Below are 24,262 nucleotides of genomic sequence, written 5' to 3' on the forward strand. Positions count from 1 at the left end.
TGGAGGGAAATATGAAATCAAATCGGGAAATGGAGCAATTGGATAAACGCAAGAAGAAAACTATAGAAGAACGGCGTCAAGATATCCTTGAGGCAGCGTTAAATATTTTTACTGAAAAGGGCTATAATGGCTCTACGACAGCAGAGATTGCCAGGGCCGCTGGAGTTGCTGAGGGAACCATTTTTCGTCATTTCGCTACTAAAAAGGAATTATTAGTCGCTGTTCTCAAACCAAAAATACTTAAAGGAATTATCTCTTTAGATAAGGAACAGAAAGATCCGGTAGAATTCTTTCGCTGTTTTTTAAAGAATCGCTTAGAGTTAATCAAAGAGAACGATGGTCTTGTCCGTTTTATGTTTGCTGAAGCACAATACCATGAAGAAGTGAGGGAGGCCTTATCGAATGGGATTTTAGGAGATGGTATTAACATCATCAAACCTTGGTTTGACAAGGGCGTTGAAGAGGGGGTTTTTAAACCAATCCCATTTCCGGCTATGATGAGGAGTTTTATGGGGATGGTTTTGTTTTATGGGATATTCAATCATGTATTCCCTGGATTTTCACCGGAAAGAACCATTGACGAGGCCGCTGATCAGATTCTTGAACTTTTCTTAAATGGTTTGCTTATCAACTAAGATGTGTGATAGATAAATTTGAACTTATTGGGAAGAATTGATCAGCAACAAGGAACAGGAGGAGAAAAAATGAGAAAAAAGGCTGTAGTTGTAGTCATTGTTCTAGTTTTTATTACCCTGTCGTTCTTAGGGGATCGCTATTTAAACCGTTCTGCAGAGTCGAATCTGTTTTCAGGGACGATTGAAGGAACTGAACTTCCGGTGCAGCCGGAGTTGGGCGGCAAAATTGTTGAATTATTAGTGAGTGAAGGTCAGGTTATTAAAACAGGAGATATTATTGCTAAACTAGACGAGAGTCAGGCCAGGATTTCCTTGGATACTGCTAAGAGCCAACAAACTCAAGCACAAGCTAAACTTAATGATCTATTAGGCGGAGCGAGGGCAGAGGAAATAAAACGGCTTGAACATCTGGTCAGCCAGGCGAATGCTAATCTTTTAGCATTAGAACCCAATCTTAAGTTTGAGGAAGATAATCTGTCAAAAAATCAGAAACTCCATGAGAGTGGTGCTATCAGTCAACAGGTTGTAGAAGCTCAGCAAAATAAAGTGGCAACCTTAAAGGCCCAATATCAAGGGGCCCAAGAGAGTGTTAAGGTAGCCCAAGCCGGTTTAGATCAGGCACTTGCCGGGTATCCCCAACCCACCATCCAGGCTCAGAGAGCGGCGGTTGATATTGCAGCTCAGTCTATTAGAACCGCAGAACTAGGTTTAAATAAGCTTACTATTAAGAGCCCCGCTGATGGCCAGGTTCTTTATAAAAATGTCGAGGTAGGCCAAGTTGTCAATCCTGGCACAACTCTAGTAACCATTCTAAATCCTAACGACTTATGGATTAAAATATATGTACCCGGAGCTAAACTTGGTGAGATAGAAATGGGCGAAACTGTTGCTATTATCGCTGATGCTTACCCTGATAAAAAGTTTAAGGGACAGATTCAATACATTAGTAATCAAGCGGAATTTACTCCAAAGAATGTGCAGACAAAGGAAGAACGGACGACCACTGTTTATGCAGTAAAATTAGCTGTTATTGAAGGTCAAGACCAGCTGAAAGCGGGTATGCCGGCAGATGTAACCCTGGAATAAAGGAGTGAGGGCAAAATGAATTTAGCAATTGATTGCCAGGGTCTGGTTAAACGGTTTGGTTCGTATACAGCTGTTCGAGGAGTAAGCTTTCAACTTCCCGCTGGGGCAATTATGGGTTTTGTTGGACCCAATGGGGCAGGAAAAACAACGCTGATCCGAATGTTATGTGGAGTTTTGGTTCCTACAGAGGGCAAAGCTACTGTACTTGGTTATGATGTTCTGACTCAATCAGAAGAAATCAAACAGCGCATTGGTTATATGTCGCAAAAGTTTAGCCTCTATGACGATTTAACCGTAAAAGAGAATCTAGACTTCTATGCAGGGGTTTATAGTTTGCATGGAAAAACGGCCCAGGAGCAGAAGGCTCGGGTTATCGAACGGATTGGATTGGCTGAGCGTACTAATCAGCTTGTTTCGGCCCTTTCCGGTGGATGGAAGCAGAGAGTAGCTTTGGCTTGTGCTTTACTGCATAGTCCCCAGCTGCTCATATTAGACGAACCTACTGCAGGTGTTGATCCGGTTTCACGGCGTATTTTTTTAAATTTAATTCATCAGTTAGCTAAAGAAGGAATAACCATACTTGTCAGTACCCACTACATGGATGAAGCAGCAACTTGTGATTACCTAGGGTTTGTTTTTTATGGACGGTTAATTGCCTTTGGATCACCTGACGAAATGCTAGCGAACGAGGTGAAGGATAGTTTAGATGATCTCTTTATCTATTATGTAGAAAATGAAGCCTTAGATGATCCCCGTAACCAAGCCTTCAAGAAAGGGGGGAGAGGTTAATGGGGAAATTTTCCTGGGTGCGTTTTTTAGCAGTTCTAAGAAAAGAATTCCTTCATATAAAGAGAGATCGTGCCAGTTTAATTATGGCCATCGCTATGCCTATAGGAATGCTTCTCCTATTTGGTTATGCCGTCAATACGGATGTCGATCACTTACCCACTGTAGTTTGGGATCAATCGCAGACTGCCGATAGTAGAGAGTTTATTACCTCAATGCGAAATACCCAGTATTTAAATCCCGATGATTTTGTTCAAGGCTATCAGCAGATTGAAGGTTATTTGGATAGCGGGAAAGCTCGGGTAGCAGTTATCATTCCGCCTGACTTTGGCAAAGAATTACAGAAGGATAATGGACAGGCGGATGTACAGATTTTGGTCGACGGGTCTGATCCCACTGTGGCAAGAGCAGCTATGTCAGCGGTTCAAATGCTAGGGCTTAATAAATCCCTCGAGATTCAGGGGGTACGTCTAGCCGCCAGAGGTGCAGCTGCAGGGACGAACATGCCCTTAAATGTCGAGACCAGAGTTTGGTATAATCCGGACATGAAATCCATGGTCTTTAACATTCCAGCCTTAATCGGATTGATCTTGCAGAATGTAATCGCTATGCTCACATCTTTTTCTATTGTGCGGGAAAAGGAGCGGGGAACCATGGAACAAGTGGTGGTAACCCCTATTCGTTCTCTTGAGTTGTTATTGGGTAAGCTGCTTCCCTTTGTGTTCATAGGCTTTGTCTCTTTGACCTTAATTTTAGCTACGGGAATTTTTTGGTTTGGAGTTATACCATCAGGAAGTATCCCACTGTTAGTACTGTTATCAACGATTTTCTTGTTTACGATTCTTGCTATTGGGCTCTTGATATCCAGTGTTGCCAGGACTCAGCTGCAGGCAATGCAAATGACGTTTATTCTGATATTACCTTCGATTCTATTGTCAGGGTTCATCTTTCCTCGGGAAACCATGCCGACTTTCTTGAAGATCTTAGGAGGTTTGTTTCCTTTAACTTATTTTTTGGAAATTGTGAGAGGAATCTTCCTTAAAGGAGTAGGAATGGAGTATCTTTGGCAGGATACCCTCATATTGTGTGCCTTTGCAATTATTTTAGTGGGAATCGCAGCTAAGAAGTTTAAGAAGAATTTAGATTAGCGAGGGTGTGATATTGCTCCGGTCACCCACGGCGCCGTCGCTAGCGCCCTTGATTCCGAAGCGAGAACGGCAAACCTCAGGGTAATACCTGGAGTGAACCCGTGCCGTTCTGGCACTTCGAAATCGAAGCGCGCTTGACGCGACTCTGCCTAAAGGGTTCGCTGCGCAATATCACTCCCTCTGGGTCTAGAGGGACGGTGGAGGAACGGGAGGGAGTGATATTGCTCCAGTCACATGGTGCCGTCGCTAGGGCGCTGATTCGAGCAAGGCAAGTCTCAGGGTATAGGTATACCAGAGGTGAACCAGTGCCATGCTGGCGCATCGGAATAGAAGCGCGCTTGACGTGACTCTGCCTAAAGGGTTCGCTCCGTAACATAACACCCTCCGGGCAAGAGTGACGAGGGTGTGCGGGGAAGGTAAGGAGGGACGGAGGGGAAAAATATGGATAAAGTTGTTGGGATAGGCGAATATGGCATCGCAGAGAAACGGGAAGATTTTATCAAGACGTATGCATTGGCATCTTGTGTTGCAGTGACAGCTTATAATCCTTATAACCATCTGGCAGGGATGATTCATATCGCTTTACCTCATCCTGTTAATGAGAAGGAAGGACAGCGCCGACCGATCTACTATGCAACTTCGGGAATACCCATAATGATCGATAGATTGCGCTTTGAATATGGATGCCAACTTCGGGATTTACAAGTCAAGTTATTTGGCGGAGCTGACTCGTTAAGGGTGGATGATTACTTTAAGATTGGACAAAGGAATATCAAGGCAGTTCGAGAGACTCTGTTAGGTATGAACTTAAAAATTCTCGATGAGCAAATCGGGGGCTACTTAAGTCGAAGTATTACAATGAGTGTGTCAACAGGTCAAATAGAGATTAAGACACTGCCAATTAATTGTTAAGTGAATGCTGTAAGGTAACATGAACAGATTATTCTCTTATTTTCATTTAACAGAAGAAAGTTGACTAATTAAAAAAACCCGTCATTAGATTTCTAATGACAGGTTTTTTTCTTAGCTTCCCATTTTAGTTTTTATGCGCTCTATAGCTTTCACTGTATTCTCACGAGTACCAAAGGCTGTTAAGCGGAAATATCCTTCACCATTAGCTCCAAAGCCTGCACCAGGGGTTCCGACTACATTGGCTTCTTTCATGAGCTTGTCAAAAAACTCCCAGGAACCCATGTTTTTTGGCGTTTTCATCCAGATGTAGGGGGCATTGATTCCGCCGAAGACTTCATAGCCTGCTTCCGTTAAACCTTCTCGGATAATTCGGGCATTTTCCATATAGTAATCGATGGTTTCTTTTACTTGCTGTTTCCCTTCCGGGGTATAAATTGCTGCTGCAGCTGCTTGAACCGGGTAAGATACTCCATTGAACTTTGTAGTCTGTCTTCTCAGCCAGAGCTTATTTAAGCTATGGGCCTTACCTTCGGAGTCATAGACCATGACTTCTTTTGGCACGACGGTATATGCACAACGTGTTCCGGTGAAGCCTGCTGTTTTAGAAAAGCTTCGGAACTCTACTGCCACTTCACGGGCACCATCAATCTCAAAGATAGTGCGAGGGACGCCTTCTTCACGTATAAAAGCTTCATAAGCAGAGTCATAAAGGATTATGGATTTATTTTCCCGGGCGTAATCTACCCACTCTTTTAGTTCCTCTTTGGTTAAGGTCATTCCTGTCGGATTGTTAGGGAAGCAAAGATAAATCATATCTACATGGGTTGTAGGAAGAGAAGGTTTCATTCCATTTTCTTCTGTACAAGGCAGGTAGATTATGCTTTCATACTGCCCCTTTTCCCCATTGAAGTTCCCTGTTCGTCCTGCCATAACATTGCTATCCACATAAACCGGATAGACTGGATCTGTTACTGCCATGATATTACCTATACCAAAGATCTCTTGGAAGTTTGCTGTATCGCTCTTAGCTCCATCACTGACATAGACTTCATCGAGAGAGAGGTCTACTCCACGAGGTCTGTAATCATTTTCAATGATTTTTTCTATTAAAAAATCATACCCTTGTTCAGGTCCATACCCTCTGAAGGTCTCAGCCTTCCCCATTTCATCTACTGCTTTCTTCATTGCTTCAGTGACCGCAGGAGGAAGTGGGCGGGTTACATCCCCAATACCTAATCTAATAATATCTGCATTTGGGTTTTCGCTTTTAAATTGATTAACTCTGCGAGCGATTTCCGAGAATAGATAACTTCCCGGTAACCTTAAATAATTTTCGTTCATTAGCGCCATAACTTGATGAAACTCCCTTCTTGAATCTCCAATAGCTTTAGATCAGAGTATTCTCAAATAGTTAATATTTAATAATTATAGCATAATTTAATTAATCATTCAGGCGAATACGACCAAAGACCCTTGGAAATACAATATTATACTTTATGAGTATACAGTTTACGTGATAAAATAAGAAGTATGCATTGATGAAACTTAAAAGGAATAGTTCTTTTTAACTTGCTTAATAAGTGTGTTAAAAGGACCGTCCCCTTTACACCTTTACATAAGAACGGAGTTGTTAAAATGCCAATACCATCCATACGTCTAGAAAGTCTTGGTGCGTCTGTTTTTACGGAAATGGATAATTTAAAAAGAGAATTAGAGAAAGATGGGAAAATTCTAATTAATTTAAGTATTGGAAGTCCTGACCGAGCCCCATCCCCTGAAATTCGTAATGTACTGAGTCAAGGGGTTCTACAAGAAGACCAATATGGATATACACTAACTCGAGGAACGGAGGAATTCCGCAAAGTTTGTGCCCAGTGGTATCAAGATCGGTTTGGAGTTATTCTAAATCCTGAAACAGAGGTATTGCCACTCATGGGGTCTCAGGATGGTTTAGCTCACATTTTTTTGGCTTATATTGATCAGGGTGATTTGGCTTTAATTCCTGATCCTGGATATCCTATATATACGGCTGGTCTAATGCTGGCAGGAGGAAAAAAGATTGCAGTTCCACTGTTAGAGGAAAATGGATTTTTGCCGGATTTAAAGCAGATAGATCCTGAACTGGCTTATAAGGCTAAAATTATGTTTTTGAACTATCCTAATAACCCTACAGCGGCAGTGGCAAATTTGCCTTTTTTCGAAGAGGTAGTTGAGTTCGCAGAAAAATATGATCTTCTCATCTGTCATGATGCCGCCTATTCTGAATTAGCTTTTGGGGGCTTTAAGCCTGTAAGTTTTCTTCAAGCTCAGGGGGCAAAAGAAGTCGGAATAGAATTTCATTCTGTCTCCAAGACGTACAATCTAGCAGGAGCAAGATTAGGGTTCGTAGTAGGAAATGAAAGTGTCATTGGTACTCTTTCTCAACTCAAATCAAATATTGACTATGGTGTCTTTGCACCGGTACTGGCTGCAGGTGCATATGCTCTTTGCAATGGACAAGGCTCAATTGTAGAGAATCAGAAAGCTTATGAAAGACGACGGAATATCTTAATTGAAGGCTGTGCTTCGGCGGGGTGGCAAATGCCAATACCTCAAGGCTCAATGTTTATCTGGGCACCTGTGCCCACAAAGCAAGATTCGGTATCTTTTGCCATGGATTTAGCTAGAGACGCTGGAGTAATTGTAGTGCCGGGGGTAGCTTTTGGTGAGCATGGCGAAGGTTTTGTAAGAATTGCAATGGTTCAAGATGAGGAAGTTCTGCAGAAAGCTGTACTACGAATTCAGCAGTTTTTAAATAGTAAGATTAAATTATAGACTACTGAACCCCTTCTCTATCTCTTTTGATTAGGTACATTATAATTAATAATTGGCGATATGACGGCCTGTCATATCGCCTTCGACTGTTTATAGGGGGTATAATTATTTAATATCTATAAAACGAAAAAAAATAAAGGAAAAACAGATTTATTTGTCGAAAAAGTATAAACAAATATTTGTATATAGATTTCTCACGCCCATTGGAAGCGACTAAGGCCAAGGGGGGTAATTTGTATTTATAACATTACAGTCCGTGGAGAAATAATACTTCTAAATGTCTATCTGCTAGGGATTCGTAGGTAGACATTTTTTTCTTCGAATGATTGGAGGGATATTTACTTTAAATAACTGTCTGTCTTTATGCTATAGATGGAATAGCTCTTATTTTAATCATTATATAGAATGGAGAGGAAGAGGTTGTTCAAAAGATTGTTAAAGATTTCTAGTGTTAGAGGGAAAACAATGGTGACTATTCTCCCTTTGGTATTAGCAACTCTTGTGGCCATGTCTGTAGTTAGTTATAAGTATTCAGAAACTCTTCTGCAAGACGAAATCCAAAATAAAATGACTGCTCAGTTGAATGGAACGATTAGGGATATTGAAAAACAATTAACCGCACATGACACTTTACTTCAAGGCTTAGCTCGCACAGTTGAATCTGTTGGCAATGGTATCACCACTGACCAATATTCAAGTTTATTACAGAAAATCATAACTGCTAATAGTGTGACATTTGGCGCGGGTGTTTGGTTTGAACCCTATGCCTATAATAATGAAACTCAATATTTTGGCCCCTATGTCTATAAGGACAAGGATGGTAAAGTTATCTTTACGAATGAATTTGCAGACCCTAAATATGATTTTCCTACTAAACCTTGGTATACAATAAGTAAAGGTATAACGGAAAAATCGATCTGGACAGATCCGTATTTTGATGGAGATTTAAAAACAACAATTTTAACGGATAACGTACCATTTTATGATAACAATGGGAACTTTAAAGGAACGATTACTGGTGGAATTGATTTTATAACTTTGCAAAAGCTAATTGGTGATATTCACTTAGATATTGAATCTGACATCTATCTTTTAAATAAAGAAGGTAAGTACTTAGTTAATCCAAATCCTGACAAGATCATGAATATTAAAATCACTGAAGAAGAGAACCCTAGCTTGCAAGAAGCGGCAAAAAATATGATGGTTGAGAAGACGGGCACCTTTAGTTACAACGACCAAGGGGCAAGGCAGGTTTACTACGCAGAGGTTCCAAAGTTTGGTTGGATTCTGGCAATTGATGTTCCTGAAAGTGAGCTATTAGCTCCGTTAAAGGATTTGTTGCATAGGATGATGATTCTAATCGGGTTGGCAATTGTGGTTACCGGAACAGCCCTCTTCTTATACAGTCGGTTTATCGTTAACAATATCAAGATGGTCAATCAATTTGCTACAGCTATAGTTCAAGGGGATCTGAGCCAAAACATGGTGGTTCGCTCTAGGGATGAATTTGGACAAATGACAGAGAATCTTAACATGATGATGAAGAATCTTAAAGGAATTATTGAAGGAGTTGTTAATAGCTCCCAGCAATTGGCAGCCTCTTCAGAAGAATTGACGGCTAGTGCGGATGAGGGCAGTAGAACCACGGAACAAATTGTTTACTCTATACAAGAAGTTTCTGATGGGGTGAAACAAAAACTGACAGGTGTTGATGCTACCATAGATTCAGCTCAACAGGTTTCGGTTCATATGAACATGATCACTCAGGATATCCAAAAGGTTACCGAAGGTTCACGAAAAACCTCTGAAATGGCGGCAACAGGAAATAATGTCGTTAGAAAAGCAGTCGATGAGATGCAAGCCATTGAAATGAAAGTCTCAGAGGCAGCTGATGTGGTCAACAGCCTGGGCGGAAAATCCGGAGAAATCGGCCAAATTGTTGCTTTAATAACCAACATTGCCGCTCAAACCAACTTGCTTGCTCTGAATGCAGCTATTGAAGCTGCAAGGGCAGGAGAACAAGGAAGAGGGTTTGCCGTAGTTGCTGAAGAGGTGAGAAAGCTTGCGGAACAATCAAGTGATGCTGCCGGAAAAATCAGTGGACTAATTGGGGAAATTCAAAAAGAAACGACCAAGGCAGTCCTGACTATGAAAGATGGAACTGCTGCCGTGCATGAAGGTATAACAATGGTTAATTCGGCAGGAGATGCGTTTCAAGAGATATTGCAAGGGGTCAACGATTTTTCAAAACAAGCGCAAGTGGTTGCCGATGTAATTCGTCAGGTTGGAGCAAATACCGAGACTATTGTTACATCGATTTTAGATGTAGCCAATATTCCTAAAGAAATTGCTGGCACTCTTGAGAATGTCGTAGCAGGGACGGAAGAGCAGAGTGCATCTATGGAGGAAATAAGAAGATCCGCGACTTCACTGGCTCAAATGGCAACGGATTTTCAAAGCAGCGTTACAATGTTTAAGTTATAATTCAGATTACAGATTGCTTTAGCTCTACAGTTTTACTCTAAACAAAACTAATTATCATAAGCTCTGGATTCAAACTAGGTGACACCGTTTGCTAAAGCGGTGTCACTTTTTAACTTCGAATAAAATACTTTACTGATTCAGTAAGTAAATTTTAATTATAATTACTATGGATTTCCAAAGGAGCGTGATGTGGTTTGAAAACTATGAGTAATATGGTAAAATACTCTTGAATAATTGTTCAAATTCGAATGTTTTTGAAGCATATTGAATGGTATAAACACCCGCTTTTTTAAGTGGGTGTTATATATCTGGGAAAAAACTTTATTGATGTTTGTCAATTAAGAGTAATTTTTTGCTATAAATGTTTTATCCCAAATCCTGATACAAGGGGGAGTCTGATGACTTCAGTAAATCCGTTTTATGAGAAGAAGTTAACTTGCCTTTTCTGCGGTTCTTCATTTAATACCCAGAAAGTGCGTTCGCGTTTTGCCGTTCCCTACAAAACCGACAGTGATTTCTGTCCGCATTTTCGAGAAGGCAATTACAATCCGCATTTTTATTATGTCAGTGTCTGCCCGGAATGTGGTTTTGCATTTTCTGAAGAATTTTCAGAACAATTTCCTTTAGGTACTAAGGAGATTATTAATTCCCACATAGCTAAGCATTGGACTAAGAGAAACTTTGGTGAGGTTAGGGATTTTCAACAAGCATTGGAATCCTATAAATTAGCTATCCTGTCAGGTACTCTTAAGAAAGAAAGAAATGCAGTTTTAGCCGGTCTTAGCTTGCGTTTGTCCTGGTTATATAGGACAGCTGATGATAAGGAGCAAGAAAAGCGTTTTCTAGGCCTAGCTCTAAAGGCTTATGAAGATTCTTTCATTCACACGGATTTTGTGAATACTTCGATGTCAGAAATTAAAGTTCTATTTATGATTGGGGAAATAAGTCGTCGTTTAGAACAATACAAAAAAGCGGTTTTATATTTTGGGAAGGTCATCCAACACAAAAACGCTGATGAGGAACCAAAAGTAGTTAGATTTGCGAGAGAACAGTGGAGAGAAACCACAGAAGAGCTGCGAAAGGGGACTCCAAAAACTTAATTAATCAGAGACACCCACTTCTTGTAAAGTGGGTGTTTCCTTATTCATGGGCCATGCATCGGGTTAACTAAACGGTGGGTCAGAAGCTCAACCGGAGCCCCGAGTCTTGTCATTTAAGTTAAAGCTGTGGAGGGAGAGTTTAGGTCCTTCACGGCTTGTTTATTATATAAATATCTCTCATGTTAAGAAGAGTGGAGATTTTATTCAGTTGGAGAACAATGGTATAATGAGTGAATGTTATTATGCTAGTGTTAGTATTGGGTTAGGGAGGATTTATCATTGGAGTTCAATCTTATCATTGCCAAAGAACTTGGTCTAAAGCCTAATCAAGTTAAAGAGGCTGTTAACTTACTGGATGGGGGAAATACGATCCCTTTTATTGCCCGTTATCGCAAGGAAGTAACAGGAGAACTCGACGAAAACGTGTTGCGAAGTATCGTTGAACGTTTGGACTATTTGCGTCGCTTGGATCAACGAAAAACTGAAGTCCTTCGCCTTATCGGTGAACAGGGCAAGCTTACAGAGGAACTGTCAGCACAAATTACCACAGCCATGGTACTTCAAGAGGTCGAAGACCTCTATAGACCCTACAAGCAAAAACGCCGTACAAGGGCAACAATTGCCAAGGAGAAAGGGCTGGAACCATTAGCTGAGTGGTTGCTGGTACAATATATTAGAGGGGATCCTCAGACAGAAGCGGAAAAATACTTAAATGAGGAGATGGAGGTCAATTCTACTGAGGAAGCCTTAGCCGGGGCGATGGATATTATTGCGGAAACCATTGCCGATGACGCAGATCTTCGTAAAAGAATTCGTGAGCAGACTTTTAAAACTGCAGATCTGGTAGCTGTTGCAGAGGCGAAGAAAGCAGAAGAACGCTCTCCTTTTGAGATGTATTATGATTATCGGGAGCCTGTTCGGAAGATTCCTCCGCATCGAGTTCTGGCCTTGAATCGTGGGGAAAAGGAAGAATTCCTATCTGTTAAAGTGGAAACTCCGCCGGAAATAATCCATAGAATCATTGAAATGAAGTATGTGAAAACAGGACAGTCTGCTGCTCTGGTACAAAAAGCCGCCTTAGATTCGTATAAGCGATTGATTGAACCCTCTATTGAACGGGAAGTTCGAGCTGAACTCTCTGCTCAGGCAGAAGAGCAAGCCATCAAGGTTTTTGCAGCTAATTTACGTCAGCTATTACTTCAACCTCCGGTTCGAGGAAAAATGGTCTTAGGGCTTGACCCTGGCTTTCGAACAGGATGCAAGTGGGCGATTGTTGATGAAACCGGAAAGCTTTATCAAGTAGGGGTGATTTATCCGCATACAGGAAAGGGTAAACGAGAAGAGGCTAAAGAAATTTTGCGAAAAGCCATTCAAGAGTATGGTGCAGATATTATTGCTATCGGGAACGGTACTGCCTCAAGGGAGACGGAAGAGGTTGTAGCGGAAATGATTCAGGAAGATGGAATCCCTGTTGAATTCACCTTGGTTAGTGAAGCTGGAGCATCCGTATATTCGGCTTCTAAATTAGCAGGTGAAGAATTTCCGGACTTTGATCTTTCCTTGCGAAGTGCAGTGTCCATTGCTAGAAGGCTTCAAGATCCTTTAGCTGAACTCGTGAAAATCGAACCAAAAGCTGTAGGAGTAGGACAATATCAGCATGATGTCCAGCCTAAACGGTTAGAAGAGTCCTTGCATGGGGTCGTAGAATCCTGTGTTAATGTAGTGGGAGTTGATCTAAACACTGCCTCAGCATCTTTGCTCCAATATGTGGCCGGCTTAAAGCCTGCAGTTGCAAAAAATATTGTTGCTTTTCGAGATGAACACGGAAAATTTACACGCCGTGATCAGCTTAAGAAAATCCCAAGACTTGGAGCACAAACCTATATTCAGTGCGCTGGATTTATTCGTTTGCCGGATGGGGTTAATCCTTTAGAAAATACACCTGTCCATCCGGAATCCTATCAGCTTGCTGAAGATATCTTGAAAAGCATTGGCTATACCTCTGCGGATTTGAGGGAACGTCTTACGGATGTTCGAAATAAACTTGCTGTTCTGAACCCGAATGAACTTGCAGAAAGGTTCGGCGCGGGAGTACCCACTGTACGAGATATCTTAGATGCCTTACAAAGACCCGGACGGGATCCGCGGGAGGACTTACCGCGACCTTTGCTTCGGAAGGATATAACTCATATGGAAGATCTGAATGAAGGTATGATTCTAGAAGGAACAGTGCGAAATGTCGTAGATTTTGGTGCGTTTGTGGATATTGGGGTCAAGCATGATGGACTGGTTCATATTTCCCAATTGAGTGATAAGTTTATTAAACATCCCATGGAAGCGGTAGCTGTCGGTGATATCGTTAAAGTACGGGTTATTGGAATCGACAAGGTAAGAGAACGAGTAAGTCTATCCATGAAAGATATTTTAGCGAATGCTTCATCTGTTTGAGAGGTTAAAGACGCTCGGTGAAAACCAAGCGTCTTTGTGAATGTTTATAAATATTGGTGGTGCGAGGGGTTAGGGGTTTTGAAAAAAGTAGATATATATAGAAGTGTTCTCCGTGAATTAGAAGATTGGGATCAATATTTATTAGATGAATCTTGTCTGCCTGGACCTAGAGCAAATCTTGAATTAATCAAGGCAGTTGCAGAAGAAGGGACAGAAGAGAGATTTATGAACTATCTTTCCCTAGACTCAGCTATTGCTCCTTTTGGTTCTGCAGAGGAGTTTTTGCCCATATGCGGTGTTGTCGGTTTGGGAAGTCTGATTTCTCAAGGGCGGGTGGAACTGCTTGAACTATTGCGCTTATTTTCTTCCGATATAAGGTGGAGGATTAGAGAAGGAGTAGCAATAGCCTTACAACGAATCGGAGAGTCGAATATGGACCTTCTTTTGAATGAGATGGCTGTGTGGAGAAAAGGTGATTATTTAGAAAAGCGAGCTGTTGTGGCTGCTTTATGTGAACCTAAGCTCCTTAACCAGCAAAAGCATATCGATACGGTAATGCAAATTCTTGATAAAATTACGTCAGATATTCTTAACGAAGAAAATAGAAAAAATAATGATTTTAAAACCCTTAGAAAATCCTTAGGATATGGTTGGAGTGTTGTTGTTTCAGCGGCTCCCGAAGCAGGAAAGACGTATATGGAAAAATGGCTTGTGAATGACGATACAGACATCCGGTGGATTATGAAAGAGAATCTGAGAAAAAAACGGCTTGATAGAATGGATCTCGATTGGACAAGTAGATGGAAGGCTGGACTGGGTATGAATTAGATAAAGGATTAACTGTCTGAGTGGCTTATCAATTTAAAATTGGAGGAGTAAACTAAACATGAAAAAACTTTATATAAAGAATGGTCTGATTAAAACTATGGCCGGGCAAGAATTTATGGGGTATATCTATATTCAAGGGACAAAAATTGCTGCCCTTGGTAAGACTGAGGATATGAACATTCCCGAAGATGCAGAAGTGATTGACGTCGGGGGGGCTCTCGTCTTGCCGGGATTTATTGATGCGCATTGTCATGTGGGGATCGGAGAAGAAATCTACCGCTGGGAAGGGGAAGATTTTAATGAGATGACAGACCCCGTCACACCGGATATGCGGGCTATTGATGGGATTAACCCAGAAGATGAGGGCTTTAGAGATGCACGTCTTGGTGGAGTGACTGCAGTCTTTACCGTACCTGGGAGTGCCAATGTAATTGGAGGTACCGGGGTGGTTATGAAAACCGCTGGGAAGATTGTCGATAAAATGATAGTGCGTGATCCTGCGGGAATGAAGATAGCCTTCGGGGAGAATCCTAAGATGGTTTATGGCGAACAAAAGAAAATGCCTATGACTCGGATGGGAACTGCGGCACTTCTTCGTCAAACCTTAGTGGATGCCCAAACCTATAAGGATAAGTTGGAACAGGGTGAGACAGATCCTGATAAACTCCCGGAGAGAGACTTGGGCTTAGAGGTTCTCGTTAAGGTATTAAATCGCGAAATCCCCCTTCGAGCTCATGCTCATCGTGCAGATGATATTATGACAGCTATTCGTATTGCCCGAGAGTTCAATGTAGACTTGGTCATAGAACATTGTACTGAAGGACACAAAATTGCTGAGGAACTAGGGGAACAGGGGTACCCTGCTGTCGTAGGACCTTTACTTACCAATCGGTCGAAAGTCGAGCTTAAGGATAAATCCTTCCAAACCCCTGGAATTTTAGCTAAGGCTGGGGTCAAGGTAGCAATTATGACGGATCATTCCGTCACCCCAATTGAACAACTTCCTCTTTGTGCAGCTTTAGCGTGTAAAGCAGGAATGGATGAGGAAGATGCTTTGCGGGCTATAACTATAAATGCAGCAGAGATCTTAGGGGTATCTGATCGTATCGGAACTTTAGAAGTCGGGAAGGATGCAGATATTGTTATTTGGTCTGAACACCCTTTTACAATCAAGGCCAACCCTCTCTACGTCATCATTAATGGAAAGATTGTAAAGCCGGAAGCTAGATAATCAACCATTGTAATCAGGAGGAAAAAATGGAGCATAGATTTACAAGTATAACAGTTAAGGATACACGTGAGTTGGGGAAACAACTGGCCGGGGTTTTGTGTGGGGGAGATGTGGTTGCTCTGATAGGGGATTTAGGAGCAGGTAAAACGGCTTTTGCTCAGGGTGTTGGGGAGGGGCTAGCTATCGTTGGCCCTATGACGAGTCCAACCTTCACTTTGATTCATGAATATACTGGTCAAGCAAATGGAACAGAGATTCGCTTAATTCACATGGATCTTTATCGATTACAACATCCGGAAGAGGCTGAGGTCATTGGAATTGAGGATTCCTTTGTCGAAGAGGCGATTTGTCTGATAGAATGGCCAAAAATTGCGGAGGATTATTTGCCGGATGATCGCTTAATTGTTGAAATCCAGGGAAGTGGAGAAATGCCCCGTGAGATCATTGTTTATTCTAATGACTCTGGGTGGGAGCAACGCTTAAACTTATTGGCAAATAACAGGAGGTTATCGTGATCCAATGAAATATTTAACCATAGATACTACAACAAAGGTTACAGCATTAGCTTTAGCGGAAGATGGACGATTAGTTAGTGAGGGTTTTTTACACACCTCAAAAACTCACTCGGAACGAATTATCCCCATGCTCGATCAATTACTTTCAGCTGCGGATTGGTCTCTCCAGGATCTTGAGATGATTGGTGTAGTGCGGGGGCCCGGTTCTTTTACAGGTATTCGTATTGGAATTGCAACAGCACAGGGATTAGCCCAGGTTCTTAATCTTCCACTTGTGGCCGTAGTGTCCTTAGATGCTTTGGCCTGGGCTGGGAAGGGAAGAACTGAGGACATTGTTCCCATTTTAGATGCACGGAAGAATGAGTGGTATACTGCACGCTATCATTGGCAGTCGGGGGCAGAACGTGCTGACTGTTTAACTCCACCGCAAGCTATGGCAACTGAACAATGGCTGGATTATTTAAGAGGATTGAATTGTTCGATTTGCTTTGTAGGGGATGCTGCAGGTAAGGCTAAGGGAAGAATTGAGGAAGTATTGGGTGAGAGAGCCGTTATTTTACCAGATTATATTAGTTTGCCTCGAGGTGCCTATGCAGCCCAAGCCGTCTGGGAAAGGTGGAAAGAAATTGGTGAAGGGGAACTGGTTGAACCCTACTATATCCGCTTTTCAGAGGCAGAGGTAAATTGGGCGAAGAAAGAGGAAGCGCGGAGGAGCGGGAAAGATGAATAACGGGATTATACGTCCCATGCTTGTGGAAGATATCGAGGCAATAATGGAAATTGAAATTGCTTCTTTTTCTACACCTTGGTCCGTACAAGCCTTTAAAGCGGAGTTGAAAGATAATGAGTATGCTAGGTATTCTTGCTTAGAGTTAAATGGCAAAGTAATTGGTTATATGGGGCTCTGGTTTATACTTGATGAAGGCCATATTACGAATGTAGCAATTGCTCCGAATTATCGGGGGCAACAATGGGGAGAATTTTTGATGCGTTCTGTTATGTCTAAAATGGCAGCTGAGGGAATGGAACGCATGACACTTGAGGTTCGAAAATCGAATAGCCCAGCCCAGTCCTTATATCAACGATTAGGGTTTACTACCGCTGGAGTTCGAAAAGGGTACTATGCGGATACAGGAGAAGATGCCTTAATTATGTGGGCAGAATTAGGAATGGCGGTGAATAAGGCATGACTGGGAAGCAAAAGAGCAAAGTCATAATTTTAGGAATTGAAACTAGCTGTGATGAGACATCGGCAGCCGTATTGGCGAATGGCGAGGATCTTCGGAGTCATGTTATTTCCTCACAGATATCTACTCATCAAAAGTATGGTGGAGTTGTACCTGAAATTGCTTCACGAGAGCACAGCATCCATTTTCGACCAGTTGTTCAGCAGGCTCTAGATGAGGCCAAGGTAACATTTCAAGATTTGTCTGCCATCGCTGTTACCTATGGCCCCGGATTAGTCGGTTCCTTATTAGTTGGGGTTTCCGGAGCAAAAGCTATGGCCTATGCATCGAAGATACCTTTGATTGGAATTAATCACCTGGAAGCTCATATCTACGCTAATTTTATTCAGCATAAAGACTTGCAGTTTCCCCTACTAGCCTTATTAGTTTCCGGCGGGCATACCCATCTGATTCTGTTTGAAGGGCATGGGAAGTATGAAGTATTGGGGTACACTCGAGATGATGCTGCAGGAGAAGCTTTAGATAAAGTGGCTAGAACTTTAGGGTTAGGTTATCCGGGAGGTCCTCAGATCCAAAGGGTGAGTCAAGAGGGCAATCCTCAGGCTTTTAAATTTCCCAGGGCGATGCTGGAGGCGGATAGTTTAGATTTTAGTTTTAGTGGTATGAAATCTGCCGTCTTAAACACCTTGAACTCAGCTCGGATGCGTGGAGAAGTCTTAAGTGTTCCGGATATTGCAGCCTCTTTCCAGGAAGCGGTAGTCGATGTATTGGTTCGTAAGACCTTAATGGCTATCAAAAGAACAGGGGTTAAGACTCTGCTCCTAGCTGGTGGGGTTGCGGCTAATAAGCTGCTGCGTGAAACCCTAGAAATGTCTTTAGTAAGGCTAGGGATTCGTCTGGTCTATCCAGAGCCTATTTACTGTACTGACAATGGGGCAATGATAGCAACTGCCGGATATTATCACTATTTAGAGGGCAACTTCGCACCTTGGACTCTTAACGCAGTTCCCGGACTTAGCTTTCCCAGGAGAAAGAACTAAACTAAAACTTATTTTAAGGAAGCATATGTTCTGTGGATAAGGTAGACCTGTGGACAATGTGGATAAGTCTGTAGATAACTCATTATAGCGGCTTTGCAGTTTTGCACAGGATGAGTTGGTTTTGGGATAGTATTATCCACAGACCCTGTGGATAATGTGGATAACCTAAGGACAAGGCGCAATAATTGGATTTTATAAGTGGATAACTTTGTGGGTTTCAAAAGAACAAGGTGATAATGTAAATAGAACTTATGAGTGATATAAGTAGCAGATATTATAGTTATTGACAAAATATTTTAATTTTTTGGGGAAGGATTTTGCCTAGATTAATCGAATAATTCTAAATGCACGAGATTTTACCAAAGGGGTAGCTCAAAGATGAATGAAGAATCGTATTGTTCAAAGATTGAAGTGCGCAAATCGTGTTTACAGCAACGGGCCGCTTTAGGAGAGCAAGAGAGAAGCAATAAAAGTTTTTTGATCCGGAAAAAGTTAGAAGACCTACCGGAATTCAAAACAGCTCAAACAGTGATGTTATTCCTTAACTTTCGCGATGAAGTCGAAACAACAGCCTCAGCGGAAGCGGTAATTGCGTGTGAAAAAAAGCTAATATTACCTCGTTGTGCGCCTAAGGGGATACTTCTTCCTCTGAAAGTCAGCAATCTAGTGGTAGATCTTGAGCCGGGAGCTTGGGGAATTCGTGAACCAAAACTGACAAATGAGGAGGTAAATCCTTTAGAGATTGATTTAGTCGTTGTACCCGGAGCAGGATTTGACCTGCAGGGAAACCGCTTAGGGTATGGGGGAGGCTTTTATGATCGCTTTTTTCCCCGGTTAAAGAGCTTGACACCCAGGGTAGCCCTTGGTTTTGAATGTCAGATTATTGACCAAGTACCTGTTGATAAGCATGATGCTAAAATGACTAAATTAGTCACGGAAAAAATGGTCTACGATTTTGGAACAATAGCAAATCAATAGGGGGGGATTTTTTTGTGCACTGCGTGTGAAGAACTAGTAGATCCTAAGGAAATTCAGTTGGAAGAAATAATTGCTAAGCATAAACATCAGAACGGACCTCTTATCCCAGTTTTGCAAGGAGCACAAGAGGTGTATGGGTATTTACCTGCTCATGTGCTAAAACACATTAGTAAAGCCCTGCGTATTCCGTTAGCCAGAATTTATGGTGTAGTTACATTCTATGCCCAGTTTCGCTTAACTCCTATGGGACGTAATTTAATCAATATCTGTTTGGGAACTGCTTGTCATGTTCGCGGCGGAGCCAAAATTGTCGAGACTCTTGAAAAGGAATTAAAGATTTCAGATGGCGGAACAACAGAGGATGGACGTTTTACCTTGGAAGTAGTGGCCTGCATAGGGGCTTGTGGTCTGGCACCGGTAATATCAATTAACAATGAGGTTCATGGACGTTTAGTACCGGAGAGCATTGCCGGGATATTGGCTAAATACGAGTAGGGGGATAAAGGGATGGCTGAGAACCAACGGATTCTAGTTTGTGCAGGAACCGGATGTGCCTCATCAGGAGCACTTCCGATCATCGATATCTTGAAAGAGGAGATCAAGCGGCAAGGACTTGAAGAAACCGTAAAAGTCGTTGGTACGGGATGTCAAGGTTTTTGCGAAAAAGGACCAACACTGGTTATTGAACCCCAGCACATTTTATATACCCGTGTTACGAAAGAGGATGTTCAGGAAATCATATCCCAAGAGCTTATTAAGGGAGAACGGGTTGAGCGGCTTCTGCTTATTGATCAGACAACTCAGAAACCTGTCAGCTTAATGTCAGATATTAATTTTTTCTCAAAGCAGCATCGAATTGTGCTTCATAATTGTGGTGTCATTGATCCTCAGAAAATTACGGATTATACGGAACGGGATGGTTATAAGGGCATCCAAAAAGCTCTCAAAGAAATGTCGCCTGAAGAGGTCATGGAAGAAGTTAAGAAGTCTGGCCTGCGGGGTCGTGGTGGTGCAGGATTCCCTACCGGCTTAAAGTGGGGTTTTTGCCGTCAAACTCCCAGTGATAAAAAGTATATTATATGCAACGCTGACGAAGGAGATCCGGGAGCATTTATGGATCGCAGTGTTCTGGAAGGAGATCCCCATTCGGTCATTGAGGGAATGCTCATTGGTGCTTATGCCATCGGAGCCGATGAAGGGTATGTTTATTGTCGGGCAGAGTATCCCTTAGCCATTAAGCACTTGGAAATTGCCATTAAGCAGGCAGAAGAGGCTGGTTATCTAGGAGATAATATTCTTGGTTCCGGCTTTAGTTTCCGTCTTAATGTCTTTGCCGGAGCGGGAGCCTTTGTCTGTGGTGAAGAAACTGCCTTGATGGCTTCTATCGAAGGAAAACGGGGAATGCCTAGGGTTCGTCCTCCTTTCCCGGCAGTTAGCGGGCTATGGGGTAAACCAACCAATATTAATAACGTTGAAACATGGTCCAATATTCCTCATATTTTGCGCAATGGTGCAGAGTGGTATACTCAATTTGGTACGGAAAAAAGTAAAGGGACGAAGATCTTTGCATTAACTGGGAAAGTTAACAATACGGGCTTAGTAGAAGTTCCAATGGGTACAACCCTTAGAGAGATCATCTTTGACATTGGAGATGGAATTCAAGGCGGCAAGAAATTTAAAGCTGTTCAAATTGGCGGTCCCTCCGGTGGCTGTTTGCCTGAGGACATGCTTGATTTGGCAGTAGATTATGATACTTTGACACAAGCTGGAGCAATGGTGGGCTCAGGCGGACTGGTTATCATGGATGAGACCACTTGTATGGTGGATATTGCCCGTTATTTTTTGAACTTTTCCAAGAAAGAGTCCTGCGGGAAATGTACTCCATGTCGTGAGGGAACCACGCGGATGTATGAGATTCTGGATAGGATCACGAAGGGAGAAGGTAAAGAGGAAGATCTTGATACCTTAGAAAATCTTGCTTATACCATTAAGGAAACCTCCCTTTGCGGATTAGGTCAGTTTGCACCAAGCCCAATTCTGGCGACTCTGAAGTATTTCAGGCATGAATATGAGGCGCACATTCATGACCATAAATGTCCGGCTCATAACTGTACGGCCCTTCTGAGTTATACTATTGATACGGAGAAATGCAAAATGTGCAGCCTTTGTGCTAAAAACTGTCCTACGAACTGCATTTCAGGCGATAAGAAAACCAATACTCCCTATGTCATTGATGAAGATAAGTGTATTAAATGTGGAACTTGTATGGAAAAGTGCAAGTTTGGAGCGATCAGCAGAGCATAAGTATAACTATTGAGAGGAGTGAATACTTTGGAGTGGCTTACATTAACAATTGATGGACGTGAAGTCAGTGTACCTAAAGGTACCACCGTACTTGATGCCTGTCGTATGAATAATATTCCTATTCCAACCTTGTGTCATGCGCCGGAGCTAACTTCTGCGGGAGCATGCCGTCTGTGTGTGGTTCAAATCGAAGGGATGCGCAATCTTCCCCCCTCTTGTGTTACTCAAGCAGCACAGGGGATGAAGGTAGAGACACAAAATCCTAAGGTTCGCCAAGCACGGAAAACAATCTTGGAACTACTTGTTGCCAATCATCCGTTAGATTGCATGACCTGCCAGAAGATGGGAGATTGTTCCTTGGCGGAATATGCCTATGACTATGGGGTAACCGGTGAGATCTATCAAGGGGAGAAGCGCTGTCTGCCAATTGATGACAGTAATCCTTTTATTCTACGCGACCCCAATAAATGTATCTTATGCGGAAAATGTATTAAGGCTTGTACAGAAATTCAAGGAAAAAGTATTCTGGACTTTTCCTTTAGAGGTTTTGATACGCAGGTAGGTCCTGCTTTCAATCTGCCTTATAAAGAGTCTGATTGTGACTTTTGCGGATCTTGCGTTTCGGTGTGTCCTGTGGGAGCACTGACTGAAAAGCAAATGGTGGGTAAAGGACGTCCTTGGGAAGTATCCAAAGTTCAAACGACTTGTCCTTTCTGCGGAGTAGGTTGTAACTTTGACCTGAATGTTAAAGACGGAAAAGTCATTGGGGTAACTTCTAATCCTGAGGCACCGGTTAATGGCAAAGCTTTATGTGTTAAAGGCCGTTTTGGAATGGACATGATCTATAGCGACAATCGTGTAACCACACCTTTGATTAGAAAAAATGGAGAACTGGTTCCGGCAGATTGGGATGAGGCTCTGGATTTGGTCGCCTCTAAGTTGGGAGAGATTAAAAAGACCTATGGTCCCAACTCTATAGCTGCTTTAAGCTCAGCTCACTGCACAAATGAAGAAAATTACCTGATGCAAAAATTCATGCGCGCGGTTATCGGTACGAATAATATCGATCACTGCGCCAGGACTTGACACGCTCCCACTGTGGCCGGTCTGGCCACCTCATTTGGATCCGGAGCGATGACTAACTCAATTAATGAAATTCCTAACGTTAAGGCTATGTTTGTAATTGGTGCTAACCCGACAGAAGCTCACCCTATAATCGGAACAAAAATGAAACAAGCCCTGGCTAAAGGCGCTAAACTTATTGTTGCTGACCCTCGGTGTATCAATCTTGCTGAGGATGCAGATGTTTGGCTGAGACTGAGACCAGGAACGGATATTGCTTTGATCAACGGAATCATGAACATTATTCTGGCTAACGGGTGGGAAAATAAAGAGTTTATTGCTGAACGAACAGAGGGCTTTGAAAAAGTTCGAGAAGCAGTAAAGGAATATACTCCGGAAGTAGTAAGCAAAGTGACGGGAGTTCCCGTAGAGAAACTCGAAGAAGCTGCCAGAATCTATGCTACCGCTGAAGGTGCTTCAATCTTCTATACCTTAGGGATCACTGAGCATACCTGTGGAACGGATAATGTCATGAGTTTGGCAAACCTCGCTATGCTGACAGGAAATATTGGTAAGGAGAGTTCAGGGGTTAACCCAATGCGCGGGCAAAATAACGTACAGGGTGCCTGTGATATGGGCGCACTTCCCAATGTTTATCCCGGTTACCAACAGGTTGCCAGCCCAGAAGTACGGGCCAAGTTCGAGGCAGCTTGGGGTGTTCCCCTTGATCCGAATCCTGGATTTATGATTCCGGATATGTTTGGGGCAGCAGTTAGTAAGGATCTGCGTGCTCTCTATGTCTTAGGAGAAGATCCGGTCATTACGGATGCTGATGCGAACCATGTACGCAAAGGTCTTGAGGCATTAGACTTCCTTGTTGTTCAAGAAATTTTCTTGTCTGAAACAGCAAAACTAGCGGATGTCGTCTTACCTGGTGCTAGTTTTGCAGAGAAGACAGGCACTTTCACAAATACTGAGCGAAGAGTACAAATGGTAAATCAGGCCATTAAGCCTATTGGAAATGCCAAGACAGATGGGGAGATCATTTGTGAGCTGGCTACTCGAATGGGTTACCCCTTCAACTATGAATCCTCTGCAGATGTCATGGCGGAAATTTCTAAGCTCGCACCACAATTTGCGGGTATAACTCATGAGCGATTGGGAACACAAGGCCTGCAATGGCCTGTACCCCATGCAGAGCACCGGGGTACCAAGTTCCTGCATGAAGGAAAGTTTAACCGGGGTAAAGGACTTTTTATGGCCATAGAAAATCAGCTGCCTGCTGAATTGCCAGATGAGGAATATCCTTTCTTGCTCAATACCGGGCGTAAACTCTCACACTATAATGTTTTCACCCAACACTCACCTTCATTAGGCATCCATTCTCCTGAAGAGCTTGCTGAAGTTAATCCTTCAGACGCTAAGAAGCTGGGAATTGAAGATGGAGAAGTAGTCCAAGTAGCATCACGCCGTGGTGAGCTAAAAACTAAAGTTAAAGTAACTGAGAGAGTCCCAGAAGGCATGGTCTTCATGACACTTCACTATTTTGATTCGCCAACCAATGTCTTGACCAACGGAGCCTATGACAAAGTTACCAAAACCTACGAGTATAAAGTATGTGGTGTAAAAATATCCAAGGTTAGCTAAGATACTAAAGGGACCCGTAAGGGTCCCTTTAGTCGGCGTGTTGAGGGGACGGTCCTT

20 protein-coding genes are annotated in these 24,262 nt (G+C 42.5%); 19 read left to right on the plus strand and 1 reads right to left on the minus strand.

From position 1 onward, the window contains the following. The first annotated feature begins 11 nt into the window (after nt 1-11). The 5 genes from DP73_RS01120 to DP73_RS01140 all read left to right on the plus strand — a co-directional run bounded on the left by DP73_RS01120 (nt 12) and on the right by DP73_RS01140 (nt 4,567). Nucleotides 12-635: a TetR/AcrR family transcriptional regulator gene (locus DP73_RS01120; RefSeq protein WP_034596817.1), complete on the plus strand. Its 624-nt coding sequence runs from the start codon at nt 12-14 to the stop codon at nt 633-635. Between the two features lie 69 nt (nt 636-704). Continuing rightward, nucleotides 705-1,721 carry an HlyD family efflux transporter periplasmic adaptor subunit gene (locus DP73_RS01125; RefSeq protein ID WP_034596818.1) on the plus strand — a complete coding sequence of 339 codons (1,017 nt, stop codon included), beginning with the start codon at nt 705-707 and terminating at the stop codon, nt 1,719-1,721. 15 nt (nt 1,722-1,736) lie between these two features. Further along, entirely contained in the window at nt 1,737-2,510 is a 774-nt protein-coding gene (locus DP73_RS01130) for an ABC transporter ATP-binding protein (RefSeq protein ID WP_034596819.1), read from the plus strand. After that, on the plus strand, nt 2,510-3,655 hold the full coding sequence (locus tag DP73_RS01135) for an ABC transporter permease (RefSeq protein ID WP_034596820.1): 1,146 nt from the start codon (nt 2,510-2,512) through the stop codon (nt 3,653-3,655). The genes DP73_RS01130 and DP73_RS01135 overlap by 1 nt, the downstream gene beginning before the upstream one ends. A gap of 441 nt (nt 3,656-4,096) precedes the next feature. Beyond that, nucleotides 4,097-4,567, plus strand: a complete 471-nt coding sequence (locus DP73_RS01140) for a chemotaxis protein CheD (RefSeq protein WP_034596821.1) — start codon at nt 4,097-4,099, stop codon at nt 4,565-4,567. Between the two features lie 111 nt (nt 4,568-4,678). On the opposite strand, the gene DP73_RS01145 is transcribed toward DP73_RS01140, so the two are convergent. Next, nucleotides 4,679-5,917, minus strand: coding sequence for an LL-diaminopimelate aminotransferase (locus DP73_RS01145; protein WP_034596822.1), 1,239 nt, complete (start codon nt 5,915-5,917; stop codon nt 4,679-4,681). A gap of 285 nt (nt 5,918-6,202) precedes the next feature. Between DP73_RS01145 and DP73_RS01150 the strand changes: the two genes are divergently transcribed. From DP73_RS01150 to fdhF, 14 genes are all read left to right on the plus strand, one after another. Next, the gene (locus DP73_RS01150) at nt 6,203-7,381 is read left to right on the plus strand and encodes an aminotransferase class I/II-fold pyridoxal phosphate-dependent enzyme (RefSeq protein ID WP_205623343.1); all 1,179 of its coding nucleotides are present in this window, start codon (nt 6,203-6,205) and stop codon (nt 7,379-7,381) included. Between the two features lie 420 nt (nt 7,382-7,801). Further along, a complete protein-coding gene (locus tag DP73_RS01155; RefSeq protein WP_034596823.1) occupies nt 7,802-9,865 on the plus strand; it encodes a methyl-accepting chemotaxis protein in 2,064 nt (687 codons plus the stop codon). Nucleotides 9,866-10,263: 398 nt separating this feature from the next. Then, nucleotides 10,264-10,965 carry a DUF2225 domain-containing protein gene (locus tag DP73_RS01160; RefSeq protein ID WP_034596824.1) on the plus strand — a complete coding sequence of 234 codons (702 nt, stop codon included), beginning with the start codon at nt 10,264-10,266 and terminating at the stop codon, nt 10,963-10,965. Nucleotides 10,966-11,244: 279 nt separating this feature from the next. Next, nucleotides 11,245-13,413 carry a Tex family protein gene (locus tag DP73_RS01165; protein WP_034596826.1) on the plus strand — a complete coding sequence of 723 codons (2,169 nt, stop codon included), beginning with the start codon at nt 11,245-11,247 and terminating at the stop codon, nt 13,411-13,413. A 78-nt stretch (nt 13,414-13,491) separates the two neighbouring features. Next, nucleotides 13,492-14,241 (plus strand): hypothetical protein, encoded by a 750-nt coding sequence (locus tag DP73_RS01170; protein WP_034596827.1) that lies wholly within the window; start codon nt 13,492-13,494, stop codon nt 14,239-14,241. A gap of 58 nt (nt 14,242-14,299) precedes the next feature. Then, the gene (locus DP73_RS01175) at nt 14,300-15,472 is read left to right on the plus strand and encodes an amidohydrolase (protein ID WP_034596828.1); all 1,173 of its coding nucleotides are present in this window, start codon (nt 14,300-14,302) and stop codon (nt 15,470-15,472) included. 26 nt (nt 15,473-15,498) lie between these two features. Beyond that, a complete protein-coding gene (gene tsaE, locus DP73_RS01180) occupies nt 15,499-15,987 on the plus strand; it encodes a tRNA (adenosine(37)-N6)-threonylcarbamoyltransferase complex ATPase subunit type 1 TsaE (protein ID WP_034596829.1) in 489 nt (162 codons plus the stop codon). A gap of 4 nt (nt 15,988-15,991) precedes the next feature. Further along, on the plus strand, nt 15,992-16,717 hold the full coding sequence (gene tsaB, locus DP73_RS01185; protein WP_034596830.1) for a tRNA (adenosine(37)-N6)-threonylcarbamoyltransferase complex dimerization subunit type 1 TsaB: 726 nt from the start codon (nt 15,992-15,994) through the stop codon (nt 16,715-16,717). Then, nucleotides 16,710-17,177, plus strand: a complete 468-nt coding sequence (gene rimI, locus DP73_RS01190) for a ribosomal protein S18-alanine N-acetyltransferase (protein ID WP_034596832.1) — start codon at nt 16,710-16,712, stop codon at nt 17,175-17,177. Before tsaB ends, rimI begins: the two co-directional genes overlap by 8 nt. After that, nucleotides 17,174-18,214, plus strand: coding sequence for a tRNA (adenosine(37)-N6)-threonylcarbamoyltransferase complex transferase subunit TsaD (tsaD, locus tag DP73_RS01195; protein ID WP_034596833.1), 1,041 nt, complete (start codon nt 17,174-17,176; stop codon nt 18,212-18,214). Before rimI ends, tsaD begins: the two co-directional genes overlap by 4 nt. Before the next feature lie 378 nt (nt 18,215-18,592). Beyond that, nucleotides 18,593-19,192 carry a 5-formyltetrahydrofolate cyclo-ligase gene (locus DP73_RS01200; protein ID WP_034596835.1) on the plus strand — a complete coding sequence of 200 codons (600 nt, stop codon included), beginning with the start codon at nt 18,593-18,595 and terminating at the stop codon, nt 19,190-19,192. A 12-nt stretch (nt 19,193-19,204) separates the two neighbouring features. Further along, the gene (gene nuoE, locus DP73_RS01205) at nt 19,205-19,687 is read left to right on the plus strand and encodes an NADH-quinone oxidoreductase subunit NuoE (RefSeq protein ID WP_034596837.1); all 483 of its coding nucleotides are present in this window, start codon (nt 19,205-19,207) and stop codon (nt 19,685-19,687) included. 12 nt (nt 19,688-19,699) lie between these two features. Continuing rightward, nucleotides 19,700-21,496, plus strand: a complete 1,797-nt coding sequence (nuoF, locus tag DP73_RS01210) for an NADH-quinone oxidoreductase subunit NuoF (RefSeq protein ID WP_034596838.1) — start codon at nt 19,700-19,702, stop codon at nt 21,494-21,496. A 27-nt stretch (nt 21,497-21,523) separates the two neighbouring features. Then, nucleotides 21,524-24,205, plus strand: a complete 2,682-nt coding sequence (gene fdhF / locus DP73_RS22245) for a formate dehydrogenase subunit alpha (RefSeq protein WP_081962898.1) — start codon at nt 21,524-21,526, stop codon at nt 24,203-24,205. Nucleotides 24,206-24,262 lie beyond the last annotated feature (57 nt).

Origin of the sequence: Desulfosporosinus sp. HMP52, assembly GCF_000765145.1 — a bacterium.
Lineage (GTDB): Bacteria > Bacillota > Desulfitobacteriia > Desulfitobacteriales > Desulfitobacteriaceae > Desulfosporosinus.

Coding starts and splice junctions, on each gene's coding strand:
- DP73_RS01120 (WP_034596817.1), top strand. CDS start 12: ATGAAATCAAATCGGGAAATGGAGCAATTGGATAAACGCAAGAAGAAA.
- DP73_RS01125 (WP_034596818.1), top strand. CDS start 705: ATGAGAAAAAAGGCTGTAGTTGTAGTCATTGTTCTAGTTTTTATTACC.
- DP73_RS01130 (WP_034596819.1), top strand. CDS start 1,737: ATGAATTTAGCAATTGATTGCCAGGGTCTGGTTAAACGGTTTGGTTCG.
- DP73_RS01135 (WP_034596820.1), top strand. CDS start 2,510: ATGGGGAAATTTTCCTGGGTGCGTTTTTTAGCAGTTCTAAGAAAAGAA.
- DP73_RS01140 (WP_034596821.1), top strand. CDS start 4,097: ATGGATAAAGTTGTTGGGATAGGCGAATATGGCATCGCAGAGAAACGG.
- DP73_RS01145 (WP_034596822.1), bottom strand. CDS start 5,917: ATGGCGCTAATGAACGAAAATTATTTAAGGTTACCGGGAAGTTATCTA.
- DP73_RS01150 (WP_205623343.1), top strand. CDS start 6,203: ATGCCAATACCATCCATACGTCTAGAAAGTCTTGGTGCGTCTGTTTTT.
- DP73_RS01160 (WP_034596824.1), top strand. CDS start 10,264: ATGACTTCAGTAAATCCGTTTTATGAGAAGAAGTTAACTTGCCTTTTC.
- DP73_RS01175 (WP_034596828.1), top strand. CDS start 14,300: ATGAAAAAACTTTATATAAAGAATGGTCTGATTAAAACTATGGCCGGG.
- tsaE (WP_034596829.1), top strand. CDS start 15,499: ATGGAGCATAGATTTACAAGTATAACAGTTAAGGATACACGTGAGTTG.
- tsaB (WP_034596830.1), top strand. CDS start 15,992: ATGAAATATTTAACCATAGATACTACAACAAAGGTTACAGCATTAGCT.
- rimI (WP_034596832.1), top strand. CDS start 16,710: ATGAATAACGGGATTATACGTCCCATGCTTGTGGAAGATATCGAGGCA.
- tsaD (WP_034596833.1), top strand. CDS start 17,174: ATGACTGGGAAGCAAAAGAGCAAAGTCATAATTTTAGGAATTGAAACT.
- DP73_RS01200 (WP_034596835.1), top strand. CDS start 18,593: ATGAATGAAGAATCGTATTGTTCAAAGATTGAAGTGCGCAAATCGTGT.
- nuoF (WP_034596838.1), top strand. CDS start 19,700: ATGGCTGAGAACCAACGGATTCTAGTTTGTGCAGGAACCGGATGTGCC.